Source organism: Flavobacterium amnicola, assembly GCF_004122165.1.
Taxonomy (GTDB): Bacteria; Bacteroidota; Bacteroidia; order Flavobacteriales; family Flavobacteriaceae; genus Flavobacterium; species Flavobacterium amnicola.
Genome location: NZ_SBKO01000001.1, coordinates 459,889 through 475,535 on the forward strand (window position 1 = coordinate 459,889; position 15,647 = coordinate 475,535).

Annotated in this window: 19 protein-coding genes; 11 read left to right on the top strand and 8 right to left on the bottom strand. The window is 34.1% G+C overall.

Annotation, left to right across the window (positions count from 1 at the left end):
• Positions 1-22 precede the first annotated feature (22 nt).
• Both EQG63_RS02135 and EQG63_RS02140 read right to left on the bottom strand, forming a co-directional pair.
• A complete protein-coding gene (locus EQG63_RS02135; protein WP_129433965.1) occupies positions 23-880 on the bottom strand; it encodes a CPBP family intramembrane glutamic endopeptidase in 858 nt (285 codons plus the stop codon).
• 31 nt (positions 881-911) lie between these two features.
• Positions 912-1,259, bottom strand: a complete 348-nt coding sequence (locus EQG63_RS02140; protein ID WP_129433967.1) for a DUF6249 domain-containing protein — start codon at positions 1,257-1,259, stop codon at positions 912-914.
• A gap of 146 nt (positions 1,260-1,405) precedes the next feature.
• On the opposite strand from EQG63_RS02140, the gene EQG63_RS02145 reads away from it, so the two are divergent.
• The gene (locus tag EQG63_RS02145; protein ID WP_129433969.1) at positions 1,406-1,996 is read left to right on the top strand and encodes an RNA polymerase sigma factor; all 591 of its coding nucleotides are present in this window, start codon (positions 1,406-1,408) and stop codon (positions 1,994-1,996) included.
• The gene (locus EQG63_RS02150; RefSeq protein ID WP_129433971.1) at positions 1,977-2,381 is read left to right on the top strand and encodes a hypothetical protein; all 405 of its coding nucleotides are present in this window, start codon (positions 1,977-1,979) and stop codon (positions 2,379-2,381) included. The genes EQG63_RS02145 and EQG63_RS02150 overlap by 20 nt, the downstream gene beginning before the upstream one ends.
• Before the next feature lie 84 nt (positions 2,382-2,465).
• Here the strand turns inward: EQG63_RS02150 and ahcY are convergent, their stop codons facing one another.
• Entirely contained in the window at positions 2,466-3,782 is a 1,317-nt protein-coding gene (gene ahcY / locus EQG63_RS02155) for an adenosylhomocysteinase (protein ID WP_129433973.1), read from the bottom strand.
• 141 nt (positions 3,783-3,923) lie between these two features.
• Here ahcY and EQG63_RS02160 point away from each other — a divergent pair, with 141 nt between their 5' ends.
• Positions 3,924-4,574 (top strand): 4'-phosphopantetheinyl transferase family protein, encoded by a 651-nt coding sequence (locus EQG63_RS02160; RefSeq protein ID WP_129433975.1) that lies wholly within the window; start codon positions 3,924-3,926, stop codon positions 4,572-4,574.
• A gap of 12 nt (positions 4,575-4,586) precedes the next feature.
• Here the strand turns inward: EQG63_RS02160 and EQG63_RS02165 are convergent, their stop codons facing one another.
• Positions 4,587-4,913, bottom strand: a complete 327-nt coding sequence (locus EQG63_RS02165; RefSeq protein WP_235827799.1) for a hypothetical protein — start codon at positions 4,911-4,913, stop codon at positions 4,587-4,589.
• A 117-nt stretch (positions 4,914-5,030) separates the two neighbouring features.
• Here EQG63_RS02165 and EQG63_RS02170 point away from each other — a divergent pair, with 117 nt between their 5' ends.
• Genes EQG63_RS02170 through arfB form a run of 4 tightly spaced genes read left to right on the top strand, consistent with a single transcriptional unit; the run spans position 5,031 to position 8,256 of the window.
• On the top strand, positions 5,031-5,741 hold the full coding sequence (locus EQG63_RS02170) for a geranylgeranylglyceryl/heptaprenylglyceryl phosphate synthase (RefSeq protein WP_129433977.1): 711 nt from the start codon (positions 5,031-5,033) through the stop codon (positions 5,739-5,741).
• A gap of 1 nt (position 5,742) precedes the next feature.
• Entirely contained in the window at positions 5,743-6,357 is a 615-nt protein-coding gene (gene pnuC, locus EQG63_RS02175; protein ID WP_129433979.1) for a nicotinamide riboside transporter PnuC, read from the top strand.
• Positions 6,327-7,862 carry a DUF4301 family protein gene (locus EQG63_RS02180; protein WP_129433981.1) on the top strand — a complete coding sequence of 512 codons (1,536 nt, stop codon included), beginning with the start codon at positions 6,327-6,329 and terminating at the stop codon, positions 7,860-7,862. The genes pnuC and EQG63_RS02180 overlap by 31 nt, the downstream gene beginning before the upstream one ends.
• Positions 7,855-8,256: an alternative ribosome rescue aminoacyl-tRNA hydrolase ArfB gene (gene arfB, locus EQG63_RS02185; protein WP_129433983.1), complete on the top strand. Its 402-nt coding sequence runs from the start codon at positions 7,855-7,857 to the stop codon at positions 8,254-8,256. Before EQG63_RS02180 ends, arfB begins: the two co-directional genes overlap by 8 nt.
• Here the strand turns inward: arfB and EQG63_RS02190 are convergent.
• The 3 genes from EQG63_RS02190 to EQG63_RS02200 all read right to left on the bottom strand — a co-directional run bounded on the left by EQG63_RS02190 (position 8,253) and on the right by EQG63_RS02200 (position 10,535).
• Complete coding sequence (locus tag EQG63_RS02190) at positions 8,253-9,017, bottom strand: enoyl-CoA hydratase/isomerase family protein (RefSeq protein WP_129433985.1); 765 nt, start codon at positions 9,015-9,017, stop codon at positions 8,253-8,255. The genes arfB and EQG63_RS02190 overlap by 4 nt on opposite strands.
• A gap of 69 nt (positions 9,018-9,086) precedes the next feature.
• Positions 9,087-9,836, bottom strand: coding sequence for a uroporphyrinogen-III synthase (locus EQG63_RS02195; RefSeq protein ID WP_129433986.1), 750 nt, complete (start codon positions 9,834-9,836; stop codon positions 9,087-9,089).
• Between the two features lie 33 nt (positions 9,837-9,869).
• On the bottom strand, positions 9,870-10,535 hold the full coding sequence (locus EQG63_RS02200; RefSeq protein ID WP_129433988.1) for a DUF4271 domain-containing protein: 666 nt from the start codon (positions 10,533-10,535) through the stop codon (positions 9,870-9,872).
• 99 nt (positions 10,536-10,634) lie between these two features.
• Between EQG63_RS02200 and EQG63_RS02205 the strand changes: the two genes are divergently transcribed.
• From EQG63_RS02205 to EQG63_RS02215, 3 genes are read left to right on the top strand one after another with little or no spacing between them, the layout of a single operon-like run.
• Positions 10,635-11,360 (top strand): polyprenol monophosphomannose synthase, encoded by a 726-nt coding sequence (locus tag EQG63_RS02205; RefSeq protein WP_129433990.1) that lies wholly within the window; start codon positions 10,635-10,637, stop codon positions 11,358-11,360.
• A 10-nt stretch (positions 11,361-11,370) separates the two neighbouring features.
• Positions 11,371-12,708 (top strand): dihydroorotase, encoded by a 1,338-nt coding sequence (locus EQG63_RS02210; protein WP_129433993.1) that lies wholly within the window; start codon positions 11,371-11,373, stop codon positions 12,706-12,708.
• A complete protein-coding gene (locus EQG63_RS02215; protein WP_129433995.1) occupies positions 12,708-13,139 on the top strand; it encodes a DUF4296 domain-containing protein in 432 nt (143 codons plus the stop codon). Before EQG63_RS02210 ends, EQG63_RS02215 begins: the two co-directional genes overlap by 1 nt.
• Here EQG63_RS02215 and EQG63_RS02220 read toward each other — a convergent pair.
• Complete coding sequence (locus tag EQG63_RS02220) at positions 13,136-14,116, bottom strand: NAD-dependent epimerase/dehydratase family protein (protein WP_129433997.1); 981 nt, start codon at positions 14,114-14,116, stop codon at positions 13,136-13,138. The two genes, EQG63_RS02215 and EQG63_RS02220, sit on opposite strands and share 4 nt — an antisense overlap.
• Before the next feature lie 131 nt (positions 14,117-14,247).
• Between EQG63_RS02220 and tyrS the strand changes: the two genes are divergently transcribed.
• Positions 14,248-15,558 carry a tyrosine--tRNA ligase gene (gene tyrS / locus EQG63_RS02225; protein WP_129433999.1) on the top strand — a complete coding sequence of 437 codons (1,311 nt, stop codon included), beginning with the start codon at positions 14,248-14,250 and terminating at the stop codon, positions 15,556-15,558.
• Positions 15,559-15,647: the final 89 nt, after the last annotated feature.

The following is a 15,647-nucleotide window of genomic DNA, read 5'->3' on the forward strand; positions in this document are numbered from 1 at the left end:
TAATTGTAATTATATTTTTGTTTTAATTTTTTAATACATTTTTAGAAATAAAGCGGTTATTGAAATCATAATTGAAACCTACCATAAAAGTTATTACGATTAAAAAAAACAAGCCCAAAACACTAGCTTCGATACCAAACGCTCCTCCGCTAAGCCATAATGGTGCGTTATTAAAATTTGGAATTACTAAACTAGGCTCTTTATCTCCGCTCACGCCAAAACCAAGTAATGTTCCTTGTGTGAAATTAGCCATAAAATGCAATCCAATAGGCATCGCTAAACTTTTGGTCTTCAAATAAACCAGTCCAAACAACAAGGAGGCTATAAAAATATTGATCGACGCAAAAATTTTGACAACACCTGTCATTCCAGGATTATTAAGATGTGTGAGTAAAAATAATCCCGCAATAATGAATTGAGCAGGCCATTCACCAATGGAAGCTATTAGCCTTTGAAATAGAAAACCTCTGAACAATAATTCCTCTGCAATAGCAACGCTAATGAAAAGTATAACACCAGAAATTAATGTTGAATATGAAATTGCATTAATTTGCCAACTGACATAACCTAAAAGGGTTAACACTACTGCAGGCAAAATCATTAATAACGCTCCAATTCCAACGCCCATCACAAGTTCACTAAACCATTTTTTATTAATGTTTCCCGTTACATTACCAATCGGATTTTTCCTTAAAAACTGACAAATAATTGAAACAATAAAAATTAAAAATGCTTGATGAATTATTGTAATTTCAACTGCATATTTATCTGCCAAAATAATTAATGGAAATAAAAAAGCGATTAAAATATTAAAGAAGATTACAACCCACCAACCATCTCTTAGTTTTTCCTCTGGATTTAAAAATATTTTTTTTAACATATTTCTGTTTATGAATTGCAATCTTATTCTTTTATTTTTCGTCTAATTTCTTAGTCATTGTAAATCCCACAAACAAAGAGGCCCCTGCCATGGTGAAAATAATTGCTGGATACAATGCGCTCTCGTTTAATGAAGTATAGGTTGCTAATAACAAGGCGATAAAAACACCTACTCCAATTCCCATTAATAATAAGGCTAAGTTTAAAAGAATTACTTTGTAGAAAGGGGTGCGATCTTGCCCTCCATTCATAAAAATACTGGCATCTACTCCTTTTTCGATAAGGGCTAAACGCTCTTTGTTTCTAGTGGATAAATAAAGGTATACTACCCCGAAAATTGCTAAAAACATACTCATTGGTACTAAAATGTCTCCGTTCATGATTTGATTGATTTAAAAAATTGATAATTATTTATAAGTTCATAAGCTATGACGACAAGAGTTTTATTTTGGTTACAGAAAAAGAAAAAATATTTTTTTTGGCGTAACTTGTAACCTAATTTGATGTTTTATCGTCCTATGTAGATATGGCCAAAATAGAAGACCAACATTATATCAATCTAATTTTAAATGGAAACCCAAATGCGTTTACAACTTTGGTCGACCGTTATAAAGACATGGTGTATACTTTGGCCCTAAAAATGGTCACTAATAAAGAAGAAGCCGAAGAAATAGCCCAAGATACTTTCATTAAAGTGTTTCGCTCTTTGGAAAAATTTAAAGGCGAATCTAAATTTTCGACTTGGGTGTATAAAATTACTTACAATACTTGTCTTGATTCGTTGAAGAAAAGTAAAAGAGAAAAAAAGACCAGCTATATAGAAGATTTTAGTGAGCATCAAGTTAAAGAATTAGAAAGTGTTTTAGACACCATTGATGAAAAGGAAAGAAATCAAGTAATCCAAGATTGCTTGGAGGAATTACCAAATGACGAAGCTTTCTTATTGACCTTATATTATTTTGATGATCAATCTGTTGATGAAATTTCCAAAGTAATGAACAATAGTGTCAGTAATATTAAAGTCAAACTTTTTAGAACCCGGAAAAAATTGGCTTCCATTTTAAAAGAACGATTAGAACCTGAAATAGTAGAATATTATGAAAGCGAACGAAGATAAAAATATAGAAAAACTGATTGATCATCTCATGAAGGATACTACATTAGCCTCTCCTTCCTTTGATTTTACATCAAAAGTTATGTCGCAAGTAATTGCTAATAAAACGAGTGCTGCAACAACCTACCAACCCTTAATTTCGAAGCAGACTTTCATTGCCATTTTTATTGGTCTGGCCGTTTTAATTGCTTATGTTTTATGGAATGGTACTGCTGCATCAAACAACAGACTGTTACATCTGAATTATAATTTATTGACTAATTTTAATCCGATAAAAACCTGGCAGTTTTCTACTATAACTACTTATACTGTTGTATTAACCACGATAATGTTATGCATTCAAATTCCGCTTTTGAAAAATTACTATGACAGTAAATTTGAAGCTTAAAAACAAAAGAACACAAAAAAGCCTCTCAAAAAATTGAGAGGCTTTTTTTATGGATGAGATTGCTTCGTTTCCTTGCAATGTCAATTAATATCTGTAGTATTCTGGCTTGAATGGTCCTTGTACTTCTACACCAATATAAGCCGCTTGTTCTGCGTTTAATGTTTCCAATTCAACACCTAATTTAGCCAAGTGCAACGCTGCAACTTTCTCATCTAAATGTTTTGGTAACATGTATACTTCATTTTTGTAAGCCGCTGAGTTTGTCCACAATTCTAATTGTGCCAACGTTTGGTTAGTGAATGAATTACTCATTACGAATGATGGGTGACCTGTAGCACAACCTAAGTTTACTAAACGACCTTCCGCAAGGATCAGGATATCTTTTCCAGCGATCGTATATTTGTCTACTTGTGGTTTGATTTCGATTTTTGAAGCCCCATGGTTTTTGTTTAACCAAGCCATGTCGATTTCGTTATCGAAGTGACCAATGTTACAAACGATTGTTTTATCTTTCATTTGTTCGAAGTGGCTTCCCATAACGATATCTTTGTTTCCTGTAGTGGTGATGATGATATCAGCATTTCCAACAACAGTATTTAATTTTTTCACTTCAAATCCGTCCATTGCCGCTTGTAACGCACAAATTGGATCGATTTCAGTTACTGTAACAATAGAACCAGCACCACGGAAAGAAGCCGCTGTACCTTTACCTACGTCACCGTATCCACAAACTACCACTCTCTTACCTGCTAACATTACATCAGTAGCACGACGAATAGCATCTACAGCCGATTCTTTACAACCGTATTTGTTATCAAATTTCGATTTCGTAACCGAGTCATTCACGTTAATTGCCGGCATGAATAACGTTCCGTTTTTCATTCTTTCGTAAAGTCTGTGAACTCCAGTGGTAGTTTCTTCAGACAATCCTTTGATTCCAGGAATTAATTCTGGGTAACGGTCAAAAACCATATTAGTTAAATCTCCACCGTCATCTAAGATCATGTTTAATGGCTTTCTATCTTCACCAAAGAATAATGTTTGCTCGATACACCAGTCAAAAGACTCTTCATCAAGACCTTTCCAAGCATATACTTGAATTCCAGCAGCAGCGATTGCAGCAGCAGCTTGATCTTGAGTTGAAAAAATATTACAAGAAGACCAAGTTACCTCAGCTCCTAAAGCAATTAATGTTTCAATTAAAACGGCCGTTTGAATGGTCATGTGCAAACATCCTGCAATACGTGCCCCTTTTAACGGTTGGCTCGCACCATATTCTGCACGAAGCGCCATTAAACCTGGCATTTCAGCTTCCGCCAATTCGATTTCTTTTCTTCCCCAAGCGGCAAGATTAATATCTTTTACTTTGTACGCCACAAAAGGCAATGTTGTTGTACTCATCTATTTAGTATATTTGTTTAACAAATTCGGACTGCAAAATTACAGATTAGTTTTCGATTTCCCAATTTATAAGCAATAATTAATAATTGTTTAAGAAATCTAATTCACTAATTTTCAACCCAATGAGCTAAACAGATTACAATGCCTTTACATCAGACGCTAAAAATCAACGATTCAACAACTATTTATCTGTGGAAAATCACAGAGCCTTTTGAAGATTTATTTGATACTGTTGCCTTAACCGACGTCAATTATATCCGATTAAACACGATGAAATCGGAAGGTCATCAAAAAGGATTTCTTTCCGTTAGGATGTTACTCAACCATTGTGGTTATAGTGATTTTGATTTGTATTATGATGAATTTGGCAAGCCGCACCTCAACGATGGAAAACACATTTCGATTTCTCACTCTTTTGATTTTTCAGCAATTGCTATCAGCGATGAGAACATTGGAATTGATCTGGAACTTATTAAAGAAAAAGTGTTGAAAATTGCCCCGCGTTTTATGGAAATTTCACATTTAGAGCATTTAAGTCATCAAGACCAAATGAAAAAAGCTACCATTATATGGGGAATAAAAGAATCCATTTTCAAACTTGAAAACGAAGTAGGTATTAGTTTTCTAGATCATATTTTTGAAAACCCATTCCAATTAGCCGAAAAAAAATGTACTGCCGAACTGCATTTCAATAATACTATTCAACAGTACACCATTTATTTTGAAGAAATAGACTCGAACGACAGTGAACAAATGAGTCAAAATTACACTTTGGTTTGTGCGATGAAATAATTTATTTGACTTTTAAATAACCCAGACGTTTAAAACAATCATCATTATGCTAATTACAACACTAATTCCAATTAAATCGAATACCAATTTGTGTTTTTGTTGTGCTAAAATGGCCCCATTAGCAAAACTGCAGGCTAACACCACCATCGCCAATTGAATCATTTGAAAAAAGGAAACACCGTTTTGTAAAATATACATGGCTGCTGCGCCACCCAAACAACTTTGTCCAATAATGGCTAAAGTGGTAAAACCTAAATATCCCTCCTCAAAGTTTTGAAATGTTTTTTGATATAATGTCATGATTTCTATTATTTTATACTCCAAAATTACTTCTGACATTCCATCTATTTCATGACAAAAATCATATCAGAAAAAATATTTTAGTCATATACTTTTTGTATTCCAAACAATATTCTTCTCAAAAGACTTATTTTTACAACAGAATAAGAAAAACAAATGGTTTACCAACAAATTGTAGCGGCAAAAAAAAACAACCAAAAATTGTTGGCCATTTTATTGGATCCCGACAAAATTGACCTAAGTTCGTTAGCTACTTTGGTTGAAAAAATTAACCATTCACCAGCGACTCATATTTTTGTTGGCGGAAGTCTTGTGGAAGCCAACATCATTGACGAATTAATTCTTTTGCTGAAAGAAAAAACACACCTGCCCGTAGTTTTATTCCCTGGAAATCCTTCACAAATTTCCGATAAAGCTGATGCTATATTATTTCTGACACTTTTATCTGGAAGAAATCCCGATTACCTAATCGAACATCAAGTAAATGCCGTGCCTATTTTAAAGAAAACCCATCTTGAAGTCATTTCAACGGGTTATATTTTGATTGAAAGTGGCAAACAAACGGCAGTGGAACGCGTAAGTCAAACCACACCTTTAAACCGAGACGATGCAGATTATGTGCTTCAAACCGCTCAAGCTGGGGAATATATTGGCAACAAACTCATATACCTCGAAGCAGGAAGTGGTGCACAACAAGCGGTGCCTTTAGCTATGATTCAAAAAGTTTCACAAAACATTCAAATCCCGATTATTGTTGGCGGTGGTATTCGTTCTAAACAAGCAATTGACGAGGCCTTTTCAGTAGGAGCCGATTTGGTTGTCATTGGAACTGCTTTTGAAAATGACATTAATTTTTTTAATTCCTAAAATGATCGACTATTTATTTTCGCAATATCGAGGGTATCCAACCTATCATATCATACTTGAACTCACCGCAATATTTTTTGGACTTTGGAGTGTTTGGTGTGCCAAAAAAGACAATATTTTAGTTTTTCCAACAGGAATCATCAGTACATTAATATACGCATATTTACTGTGGACATGGTCCTTATTGGGTGATTCTATGATTAATGTATACTATTTTATCATGAGTATTTATGGCTGGTATCATTGGTCGAGAAAAAAAGGAGAAGTTGTTGAATTCCCCATTTCGAAAATTACTTCCAGAGAAAAAACAAACGCACTCATTATTTTTGTTTTAACTGAGGTTTTTGTTATTATTGTTTATCTTTTTTTTGATAAATTTACGAGTTGGGCGTCGTATGTTGACACCTTTATTACGGGTATTTTCTTTGTGGGAATGTGGCTGATGGCCAAACGAAAAATCGAAAACTGGATTTTGTGGATTATTGGTGACTTCATCTCTATTCCTTTATATTTTACCAAAGGATATACCTTTACAAGTATTCAATACATTGTGTTTACAATTTTAGCTATCGCAGCTTATTTAGAATGGAAAAAACATTTAGTCAAACAGATTTAAACTATATCTCAAAAAGAGGAAATTCATTAGATAAAATAATGCAGCAATTGTATTATTTCAAAAACGGTATTCCTAAAATTAATTTACACCAATCGGCAACCATTGGCAATGGTATTTTGTGTCCCGATGCAACAGAAAAATCGCAATGGGTAACCTATTTTGACCAGCACAAATCAAGATATACCATTCAGAAATTTGTACCTGCTTCTGGTGCTGCTACACGAATGTTTCAGTTTTTAAATGAATTTTTAAATCGTTTTAATCCAGAAACAGACACTATAAATAGTTATGTTAACAAATACAACGACACTAATCTTTCAGTCTTTATTGTAGGAATTCGAAATTTTCCGTTTTATACCGAATTAAAAGAAAAAACAAAAAAATTATTTCCCGACTATCCCAATTATAGTGTTGACAAAAAAGTACACGCTATTATCTTCACACTATTGGATAAAAAAGGTCTAGATTTTGCTAGCAAACCGAAAGGAATTTTACCTTTTCACCTGAAAGAAGATCTTGTAGAAACACCCATTGACGAACATGTGTGGGAAGCTGCTTTTTTCGTCAAAGAAAATCAGAAAACAAAAATTCATTTCACCGTTTCAGTAGAATTTCAAAATGATTTTGAACGCATCTTAAGTAAATACCCAAATATAGAAGCTACCTTTTCGTATCAAGATCAAAGTAGTGATACTATTGCTGTTGATGCCAACAATACACCTTTTAGGCTAGAAGATGGCTCTTTATTCTTTAGACCTGGAGGACATGGGGCATTGATAGAAAATTTAAATCAATTAACCTCGGATATTATTTTTATCAAAAATATCGATAACGTCTCTCAAATAGGAATCAATGAACTGATCGAAAACAAGAAAGTCTTAGGAGGCATATTACTTCATACCCAATTTCATGTGTTTGAATATTTAAAACTTTTACATGATGGAAATTGCCCAGACGACAAAATCGAAGAAATTAAATCATTTGTGGAAAGTACTTTATCATTTCCATTAACGGAAGACTTTGCTCGATTTCAAAAAGAATACCAAAAGGAATATTTAATTAAAATACTAAATCGCCCGATTCGTGTGTGCGGTATGGTCCGAAACGAAGGCGAACCGGGAGGAGGTCCGTTTTGGGTAAAAGATGACAAAGGACGATTGTCATTACAAATTGTAGAATCTTCTCAAGTAAATTTATCAGATAAAACGCAAAAAAACATTTTACATAACGCTACCCATTTTAATCCGGTAGATATTGTGTGTGGAGTGAAAGATTTTCAAGGAAATAAGTTTGATTTGAACAAGTTTGTTGATCCTGAAGCCGCATTTATTACTGAAAAAACAAAACTCGGAAAACCCATAAAGGCATTTGAACTACCAGGATTATGGAATGGTGCCATGGCTAAATGGAGTACTATTTTTGTAGAAGTCCCATTATCAACGTTCAATCCGGTTAAAACGGTAAACGATTTATTAAAACCTGCACATCAGGCCAATCATGAATAAAGAAATTATTCAATCGGAAGTTACTTACAAAGCCGTTCGAAGTAGTGGTGCTGGCGGTCAAAACGTAAACAAAGTAGCAAGTAAAGTTGTTTTAAGCTTTAATTTAGAGGGCTCCAATGGTTTTTCGGAAGAAGAAAAAACACTTCTTTTATCTAAACTTGCTAAAAAATTAAGTCTGGAAGGTTTACTGATTTTAACTTCCGAAGAAGACAGAAGTCAGCTCAAAAACAAAGAAATTGTTACCAAAAAATTATTTGAGCTACTGGAAAAAAATTTGATAGTCCCGAAAATTAGAAAAGCAACAAAAATTCCAAAATCAGTAATTCGGAAACGCATAAAAGACAAGAAAAACATTTCGGAAATTAAAAAAAACAGAAGAAAACCAGAACTCTAAGATTTTTTAAACTGCTGCAATGCCTGCTTGGTAAAATCACTTAAGACTAATTTTCCAGAAATAGCAGCTCTTTCATACAACAATTCGCTCCAATGCTCAGTGCCTTCCCATAGTACTTTTTTCATCTCAAGTAAAGCCTCAGGGTTATAACTCCCCAAAAGGCTAACAAAACCATTTAAAGCAGAATCCATATCGGAAATAGAATCAAACATCTGGGAATACAATTTGTTTTCAAATGCCCAATCGGCCGTTTGCCATTTGGTTGGCGTTAAAGTCATTTCGGCCATTGCCATTTTTCCTATTTTTCTAGAAACGGCAGGTTCAATTACAAATGGACCTATCCCAATAGCGATTTCGGATAATTTTATAGCAGCTTCTTCAGTTGCAAAAGTATAATCACAAGCTGCCGCTAATCCGACACCACCTCCAACAGCTTTTCCTTGAATTCTTCCTACAATAATTTTAGAACAGGAACGCATGGCATTAATCACATTGGCAAAACCACTAAAAAAAGCTTTTCCTTCTTCAAAATTCGAAACGGATAGCAATTCATCAAAAGAGGCTCCAGCACAAAAAGCACCATCTCCAGCGCTTTTCAAAACAATAATGGAAACATTGGCATCATCGCTCAAAACATTCAACTGATTCGTCAAATCTTTAAGCTGATGGCTTGGAAAAGAATTGCTTGCCGGGTGACTAAATGTAACCGTAGCAATTTTATTTTCAATTACCGTCTCGATTGTTCCGTTTAAAGTGCTCATACTACTAATTTCGTTCTACAAATTTAATTAAAAAGCATAAAAAAAATCCCGATAAAATCGGGATTCCTATTATTTTCCTTTGTTGGCTTCGGCCACATATTTTTCAAGTGCCATCGTCATTGAAGGTGTTTCTGGCGTTGGCGCCAATATATCAACTCGTAAACCATGTTCTAAAGCCTCCTTTTGAGTGGTACTTCCAAAAACGGCAATACGGGTATTATTTTGTTCAAAGTCAGGGAAGTTCTTAAACAACGACTGAATTCCTGTTGGACTAAAAAATGCTAATACATCATAGTACACATCTTTCAAATCAGACAAATCACTCATTACGGTTTTGTAAAAAGTTCCTGGCGTCCAATCAATTTTAAGATTATTCAACGTTTGAGGAATATCGGCATTCAATTTGTCAGACGCTGGTAACAAAAACTTTTCGTCTTTATATTTTTTGAAAAGAGAAGACATGTCAGCAAAATCTTTTTGCCCCACATAAATCTTACGTTTTCTATATACTACATATTTTTGCAAATAGAAAGCAACGGCTTCAGATTGACAGAAATATCGTAAATCTTCTGGGACTTTGTATCGCATTTCCTCGGCTACTCTAAAAAAGTTATCTACCGAGTTTTTACTAGTTAAAATTATTGCAGTAAAATTATTTAAATCGATTTTTTGAGCACGAACTTCTTTGGCTTCTACTCCTTCGACATGTATAAATGGTCTGAAATCAATTTTTACCTTATGCTTATTTTGCAAATCAAAATAAGGTGAATTTTCAACCTTCGGTTCTGGTTGCGATACTAAAATTGTTTTCACTTTCATATTCAACTTTGTTCTTGGATATTACGCTGTATACTATTTACTTGAAATGAAATAATACATAAAATAATACGGTGCGATTTCAAGTGCGCAAATATATAAAATAAAATAAAACAACTTACCGAAAAGTAATTTTTGATAATTTCTTAACGAAGCCAAATATGTTAGCGAATTTATTATCAATAATACAATCAAAACACTAATTATTGTGTATTTATTCACATAATCAGTATAATACAAAAAAATATTAACCGGCAACAACAGCAATCCAATATAGGTTCTGTAGCTTACTTTAAACAAATTGAACTGCTCAATGAACGATTCCATGTTAAAAGAAGTCGCAATAATTTTCTCAATCAGGTATTTAGACAATACAAAAAAGCTTAAAAAAGTAATAATTTGAATAAAGGTAATCCAATTGGTTTTAGTGGTATATCCTAAATAACTCAACACCAATTGAACGAAAAAAGAAAAGGAAACCAATTGCACAAAAAACAACAAAATGGTAAACCAACTCATCAAGTTACTTGGGTCCTTATAGATTTTTAGATACTTATTATTCACAATTAAGTTCATAAAATCGTTAAATCTATTTTCAAAGCCTGCTTTTGCAATAGTCACAACAATAAGGGTAACAACAAAAATAATTGTTATCCAGTCTTTATTTTCAACGATTCTCGGAATAAGTTCATATTTATTCATACCGCAAAATTACAAAATTTTTAATCGCATCATTTAATTATAAATAATTTAAGAAACACATTGTCTAAAAAGTTTATTTTTGCATCAGATTTTATCATTATGCAGGACTCTATTGTCATTATACCTACCTACAACGAAATAGAAAACATCGAAACCATTCTTCGTGCTGTTTTTGCATTACCGAAAAAATTTGATGTTTTAGTGGTAGATGACAATTCTCCCGATGGCACCTCTGAAAAAGTAATCGCACTGCAACAAGAATTTCCGGATTCCTTACACCTTGAAAAAAGAAAAGGAAAAGCAGGTTTAGGCACTGCGTATGTGCACGGATTCAAATGGGCGATACAACATCATTACGAATACATTTTCGAAATGGATGCCGATTTCTCTCATAATCCTAATGATTTAGAAAAACTATACAACGCCTGTAAAAGTGAAAATGCCGGGATGGCGATAGGTTCTCGTTATATTACGGGTGTAAATGTAGTTAACTGGCCTTTAAACCGTGTGTTGATGTCTTATTTCGCTTCGGTTTATGTGCGATTGATCACTGGAATGGAAATCCACGATGCAACTGCTGGTTTTATTTGCTATCAAAGACAAGTCTTAGAAAAAATCAATTTGGACCGATTAAAATTCACGGGTTACGCCTTCCAAATTGAAATGAAATACAGAACTTTTGTCAATCATTTTAAAATAATTGAAGTGCCTATTATTTTTACCGATAGAACCAAAGGAGAATCCAAAATGAGCGGCGCCATTATAAGAGAAGCCGTTTTGGGCGTGATCATGCTACGTATCCGAAAAATATTCAACCGATTATAAAAACAACACTATGCAACCTATTTTAATTAAAAATGCCCAAATTGTTAACGAAGGAAAAATAATAAAAGGTGATGTTTTAATTGAAAACGAGTTTATAGTTGACATCGCCGAGACTATTCCCTCAAAAGAAAACTATCAAATTATCAATGCCGAAGGAAACTATCTTATTCCCGGCGCTATAGACGATCAAGTGCATTTTCGAGAACCCGGATTAACCCACAAAGGCAACATTGCTTCCGAATCTCGTGCTGCAGTAGCCGGCGGAATTACTTCTTTTATCGAGCAACCCAACACGGTTCCTAATGCGGTTACTCAAGAACTATTAGAAGAAAAATACCAAATCGCTTCTCAGACTTCGTATGCCAATTATTCATTTATGATGGGTGCAACGAATGACAATTTAGAAGAAGTTTTAAAAACGAATCCGAAAAACGTAGCCGGCATTAAAATTTTTCTTGGCTCATCTACCGGAAATATGCTGGTTGATAAAGAAGAAGTATTAGAAAAAATATTCTCGAATACCAAAATGTTAATTGCCGTTCATTGCGAAGATGAAACGACCATTAAAAACAATTTAGCCGAATACAAAGAAAAATATGGAGAAGACATTCCTATGGAATTCCACCATTTGATTCGCAGCGAAGAAGCATGTTATTTATCGTCTTCCAAAGCAGTGGAACTCGCTAAAAAAACAGGAGCTCGTTTGCATATTTTTCACATTTCAACAGCCAAAGAAACAGAATTGTTCCGAAATGATATTCCGTTAGAAGAAAAACAGATTACTGCCGAAGTTTGCGTACACCATCTTTGGTTTACGAATGACGATTACAAAACCAAAGGCACTCTCATAAAATGGAATCCTGCTGTAAAAACACAAAAGGATAAGGAAGGTTTGTGGGAAGCATTATTAAACGATAAAATTGACGTTATTGCTACCGATCATGCGCCTCATACTTTAGAAGAAAAACAAAACCCATATACGACTGCACCTTCAGGTGGACCATTAGTACAGCATGCTGTTATTGCCATGTTTGAAGCACATAAACAAGGTGTTATTTCCATCGAAAAAATAGTGGAAAAAATGGCACATAATCCCGCCAAAATCTTCAAAATGGACCGTCGCGGTTTTATCAAAAAAGGGTTTTATGCCGATTTAGCGATTGTGAATCCGAATTCGGATTGGACCGTTAGCAAAGAAAATATTTTATACCATTGTGGTTGGTCGCCATTTGAAAACACTACTTTTAGTTCAAAAATAACCCATACCTTTGTCAATGGAACATTGGTATATGAAAATGACCAGGTGAAAGAAATCCGAAATGGAAAACGTTTAGCATTCAATAGATAATGAAACTCAACCTTATAATTATTGCCCTATCATTTGTACTGTTTTCTTGTGGAAACAAAGAACTCGAAAAGCCTGAAAAACTAATCGCCCAAGAAACCATGGAAAAAATCATCTACGATTTGGCAATGCTACAAGCCATAAAAGGCCATGACGCTACTTTATTACCTAAAAACAGCATCAATCCTAAAACCTATATTTACCAAAAATACAAGGTAGATAGCACACAATTTGCAGAAAGCAATGCGTATTATTCTTCGGATATCACTTTATACAAAACAATGTTTGATAACGTCATCGAAAAAATGTCAATCGACAAGAAAGTGATTGATGCAAAAGTGAGAAAAGATTTTGAAGCCAAACAAAAAAGAAAAAGAGATTCTATCAAAAAGATAAATAAAAGCAAAAAATCGAATGTAATTGCAACAGGCTAATCTTGTCTTTGAATATAATCTTCTATTTTTTCAAATCTAAAACCGATGGCTTTTTCCACTTTTGAAGTATCAAAATAATCAATATGATGCAAAGTATGCACCATCTCTTTGGTTAAAAAACGCTTTTTACCGAAAACCCCAAACAAAACATCCAATCGCCAGGCTATAGTGGTCATCCATTTTTTAGCTTCTATTTTAGGCGACTTCACGTTTAACTTTTGAGCAATAATTTTAAAAATGTTTTCAAACGAAAGTGTTTCGGAAACCAAGATAAATCGTTCCCCAACTATTTCACTTTCTAACAACTGTATGGCACAGGAAGCTACGTCCACTACCGAAACAAAACCAGTTCCTCCAGTTGTATAAACCGGGAATTTATCTTTGACTTTTTGGTAAATATCACCACTTCCCTCTGTCCAAAACAGAGGTCCTAAAATTACCCCTGGATTTACGACTACTACTTTCAAACCTTCTTGATAGGCGCGCCAAACCTCCATTTCAGCACCAAATTTAGTGATGGCGTAATCGCTATGATAGGCTTCTGGATTCCAATCGGATTCCTCGGTAATTTTTGTTTCCCCAATTTTGGGATCACCTAATGTCGCAATAGAACTAATATGGCATAATTTCTTAATTCCGAAATCCAAACACAAATTCACCACATTGGCAGTACCTTCAATATTGACTTTTCTCAAAATGGCTTCGTCCTTCGGACTGAATGAAATCACTGCCACACAATGGTATACAAAATCAATACTTTGAAACGCTTTTTCTAATTGAGACACATCTAAAATATCTGCTTCAAACCAAAGAATATTGGCAAACAAATGCTCTTTTTTGTAGTGTTTAAATAAGGTTAACACCTTGTTTTTAGAAGCTTCAGTTTTGTACAATGCTCTTACTTTTTGGTCTTGAGAAACCAAATGAAAAACAATATGTGAACCTACTAATCCTGTAGCGCCTGTTACTAAAATCATATTTCAAATATATTGAATGATTGAATAATTAAAAAATTTAAAGATTCAATTGCCAAAACTAACAAATAACCAAATCAACAAATAACCAAATCAACTTTAAATTTTATCTTTGCGCCAAATTAGTATAAAAAATGAAAAATTTAGTTGAAGAATTAAAGTGGAGAGGTTTATACCATGACAGTATGCCAGGTACCGAGGAACAATTACTAAAGGAAGCAACCACTGCCTATATTGGTTTTGATCCTACGGCTGATTCCTTACATATTGGAAGCATGGTACAAATTATACTATTAGTTCATCTTAAAAATTTCGGACACAAGCCTATCGCATTGGTGGGAGGTGCAACCGGTATGATTGGTGATCCATCGGGTAAAAGCGACGAACGTAACTTGTTAGATGAAGCTACTTTAGCTAAAAATGTCAACGGAATAAAAGCAGTTTTATCTCATTTCTTAGATTTTAACAGTACTGACGCGAATGCGCCCATTTTAGTTAACAACTACGATTGGATGAAAACTTTTTCATTTATTGATTTTGCTCGTGAAGTAGGAAAAAGAATCACGGTAAATTATATGATGGCAAAAGATTCGGTAAAGAAACGTTTGTCGGGAGAAGCGGGAGACGGAATGTCCTTTACAGAATTCACCTACCAACTTATTCAAGGATACGATTTTTATCATTTACATAAAGAATATAATTGCTTGCTTCAAATGGGCGGAAGTGACCAATGGGGAAATATTACTACCGGTACCGAATTGGTGCGTCGTTTGAATGTGGATGGTTCGGGTGAAAGCGCCAAAGCCTTTGCTTTAACCACTCCTTTAATCACAAAAGCCGATGGTTCTAAATTTGGAAAATCGGAAGGCGGAAATGTATGGTTAACTACTGATAAAACTTCGGTATATAAATTCTACCAATTTTGGTTGAATACGTCCGATGAAGATGCTGAAAAGTATATCAAAATTTTCACTTTCTTAGACAAAGAAACAACCGAAAAACTGATTGAAGAGCACAAACAAGCCCCGCATTTAAGAGTGTTACAACGCAAATTAGCAGAAGAAGTAACTGTTTTTGTACATAGTGCAGCCGCTTTAGAAAAAGCCATTTCGGCGAGTAATATTTTGTTTGGAAACTCAACTTCTGATGATTTAAAAGGATTGGATAGCGAAACGTTTTTAGAAATTTTTGAAGGGGTTCCACAAGCAGAAATTGAAAAAGCAGAAATTGAAGCGGGCATTAATATTGTGGATGTCTTAAATGCCAAAACCGGATTTTTAAAATCAAACGGAGAAGCACGTCGTGCACTACAAGAAAATTCAATTTCCATCAATAAAGAAAAAGTAACGGAAGACTATCAAATTTCTACTTCCGATTTAATAAACAATCAATTCATATTGTTACAACGTGGTAAGAAAAATTACTTCGTTGTCAAAGTGAAATAATTTTTACAAATCGTTGATAAAGAGCCATTCTCCCACAGAATGGCTCTTTTTTTGTTAAAATCGATGAACGACACTTTTTAACGTTTAAT

What these genes read in the sequence shown, in the direction of transcription:
- EQG63_RS02135 (WP_129433965.1), bottom strand. Translation starts at nt 880, where the DNA reads ATGTTAAAAAAAATATTTTTAAATCCAGAGGAAAAACTAAGAGATGGT.
- EQG63_RS02140 (WP_129433967.1), bottom strand. Translation starts at nt 1,259, where the DNA reads ATGAACGGAGACATTTTAGTACCAATGAGTATGTTTTTAGCAATTTTC.
- EQG63_RS02145 (WP_129433969.1), top strand. Translation starts at nt 1,406, where the DNA reads ATGGCCAAAATAGAAGACCAACATTATATCAATCTAATTTTAAATGGA.
- EQG63_RS02150 (WP_129433971.1), top strand. Translation starts at nt 1,977, where the DNA reads ATGAAAGCGAACGAAGATAAAAATATAGAAAAACTGATTGATCATCTC.
- ahcY (WP_129433973.1), bottom strand. Translation starts at nt 3,782, where the DNA reads ATGAGTACAACAACATTGCCTTTTGTGGCGTACAAAGTAAAAGATATT.
- EQG63_RS02160 (WP_129433975.1), top strand. Translation starts at nt 3,924, where the DNA reads ATGCCTTTACATCAGACGCTAAAAATCAACGATTCAACAACTATTTAT.
- EQG63_RS02165 (WP_235827799.1), bottom strand. Translation starts at nt 4,913, where the DNA reads ATGTCAGAAGTAATTTTGGAGTATAAAATAATAGAAATCATGACATTA.
- EQG63_RS02170 (WP_129433977.1), top strand. Translation starts at nt 5,031, where the DNA reads ATGGTTTACCAACAAATTGTAGCGGCAAAAAAAAACAACCAAAAATTG.
- pnuC (WP_129433979.1), top strand. Translation starts at nt 5,743, where the DNA reads ATGATCGACTATTTATTTTCGCAATATCGAGGGTATCCAACCTATCAT.
- EQG63_RS02180 (WP_129433981.1), top strand. Translation starts at nt 6,327, where the DNA reads ATGGAAAAAACATTTAGTCAAACAGATTTAAACTATATCTCAAAAAGA.
- arfB (WP_129433983.1), top strand. Translation starts at nt 7,855, where the DNA reads ATGAATAAAGAAATTATTCAATCGGAAGTTACTTACAAAGCCGTTCGA.
- EQG63_RS02190 (WP_129433985.1), bottom strand. Translation starts at nt 9,017, where the DNA reads ATGAGCACTTTAAACGGAACAATCGAGACGGTAATTGAAAATAAAATT.
- EQG63_RS02195 (WP_129433986.1), bottom strand. Translation starts at nt 9,836, where the DNA reads ATGAAAGTGAAAACAATTTTAGTATCGCAACCAGAACCGAAGGTTGAA.
- EQG63_RS02200 (WP_129433988.1), bottom strand. Translation starts at nt 10,535, where the DNA reads ATGAATAAATATGAACTTATTCCGAGAATCGTTGAAAATAAAGACTGG.
- EQG63_RS02205 (WP_129433990.1), top strand. Translation starts at nt 10,635, where the DNA reads ATGCAGGACTCTATTGTCATTATACCTACCTACAACGAAATAGAAAAC.
- EQG63_RS02210 (WP_129433993.1), top strand. Translation starts at nt 11,371, where the DNA reads ATGCAACCTATTTTAATTAAAAATGCCCAAATTGTTAACGAAGGAAAA.
- EQG63_RS02215 (WP_129433995.1), top strand. Translation starts at nt 12,708, where the DNA reads ATGAAACTCAACCTTATAATTATTGCCCTATCATTTGTACTGTTTTCT.
- EQG63_RS02220 (WP_129433997.1), bottom strand. Translation starts at nt 14,116, where the DNA reads ATGATTTTAGTAACAGGCGCTACAGGATTAGTAGGTTCACATATTGTT.
- tyrS (WP_129433999.1), top strand. Translation starts at nt 14,248, where the DNA reads ATGAAAAATTTAGTTGAAGAATTAAAGTGGAGAGGTTTATACCATGAC.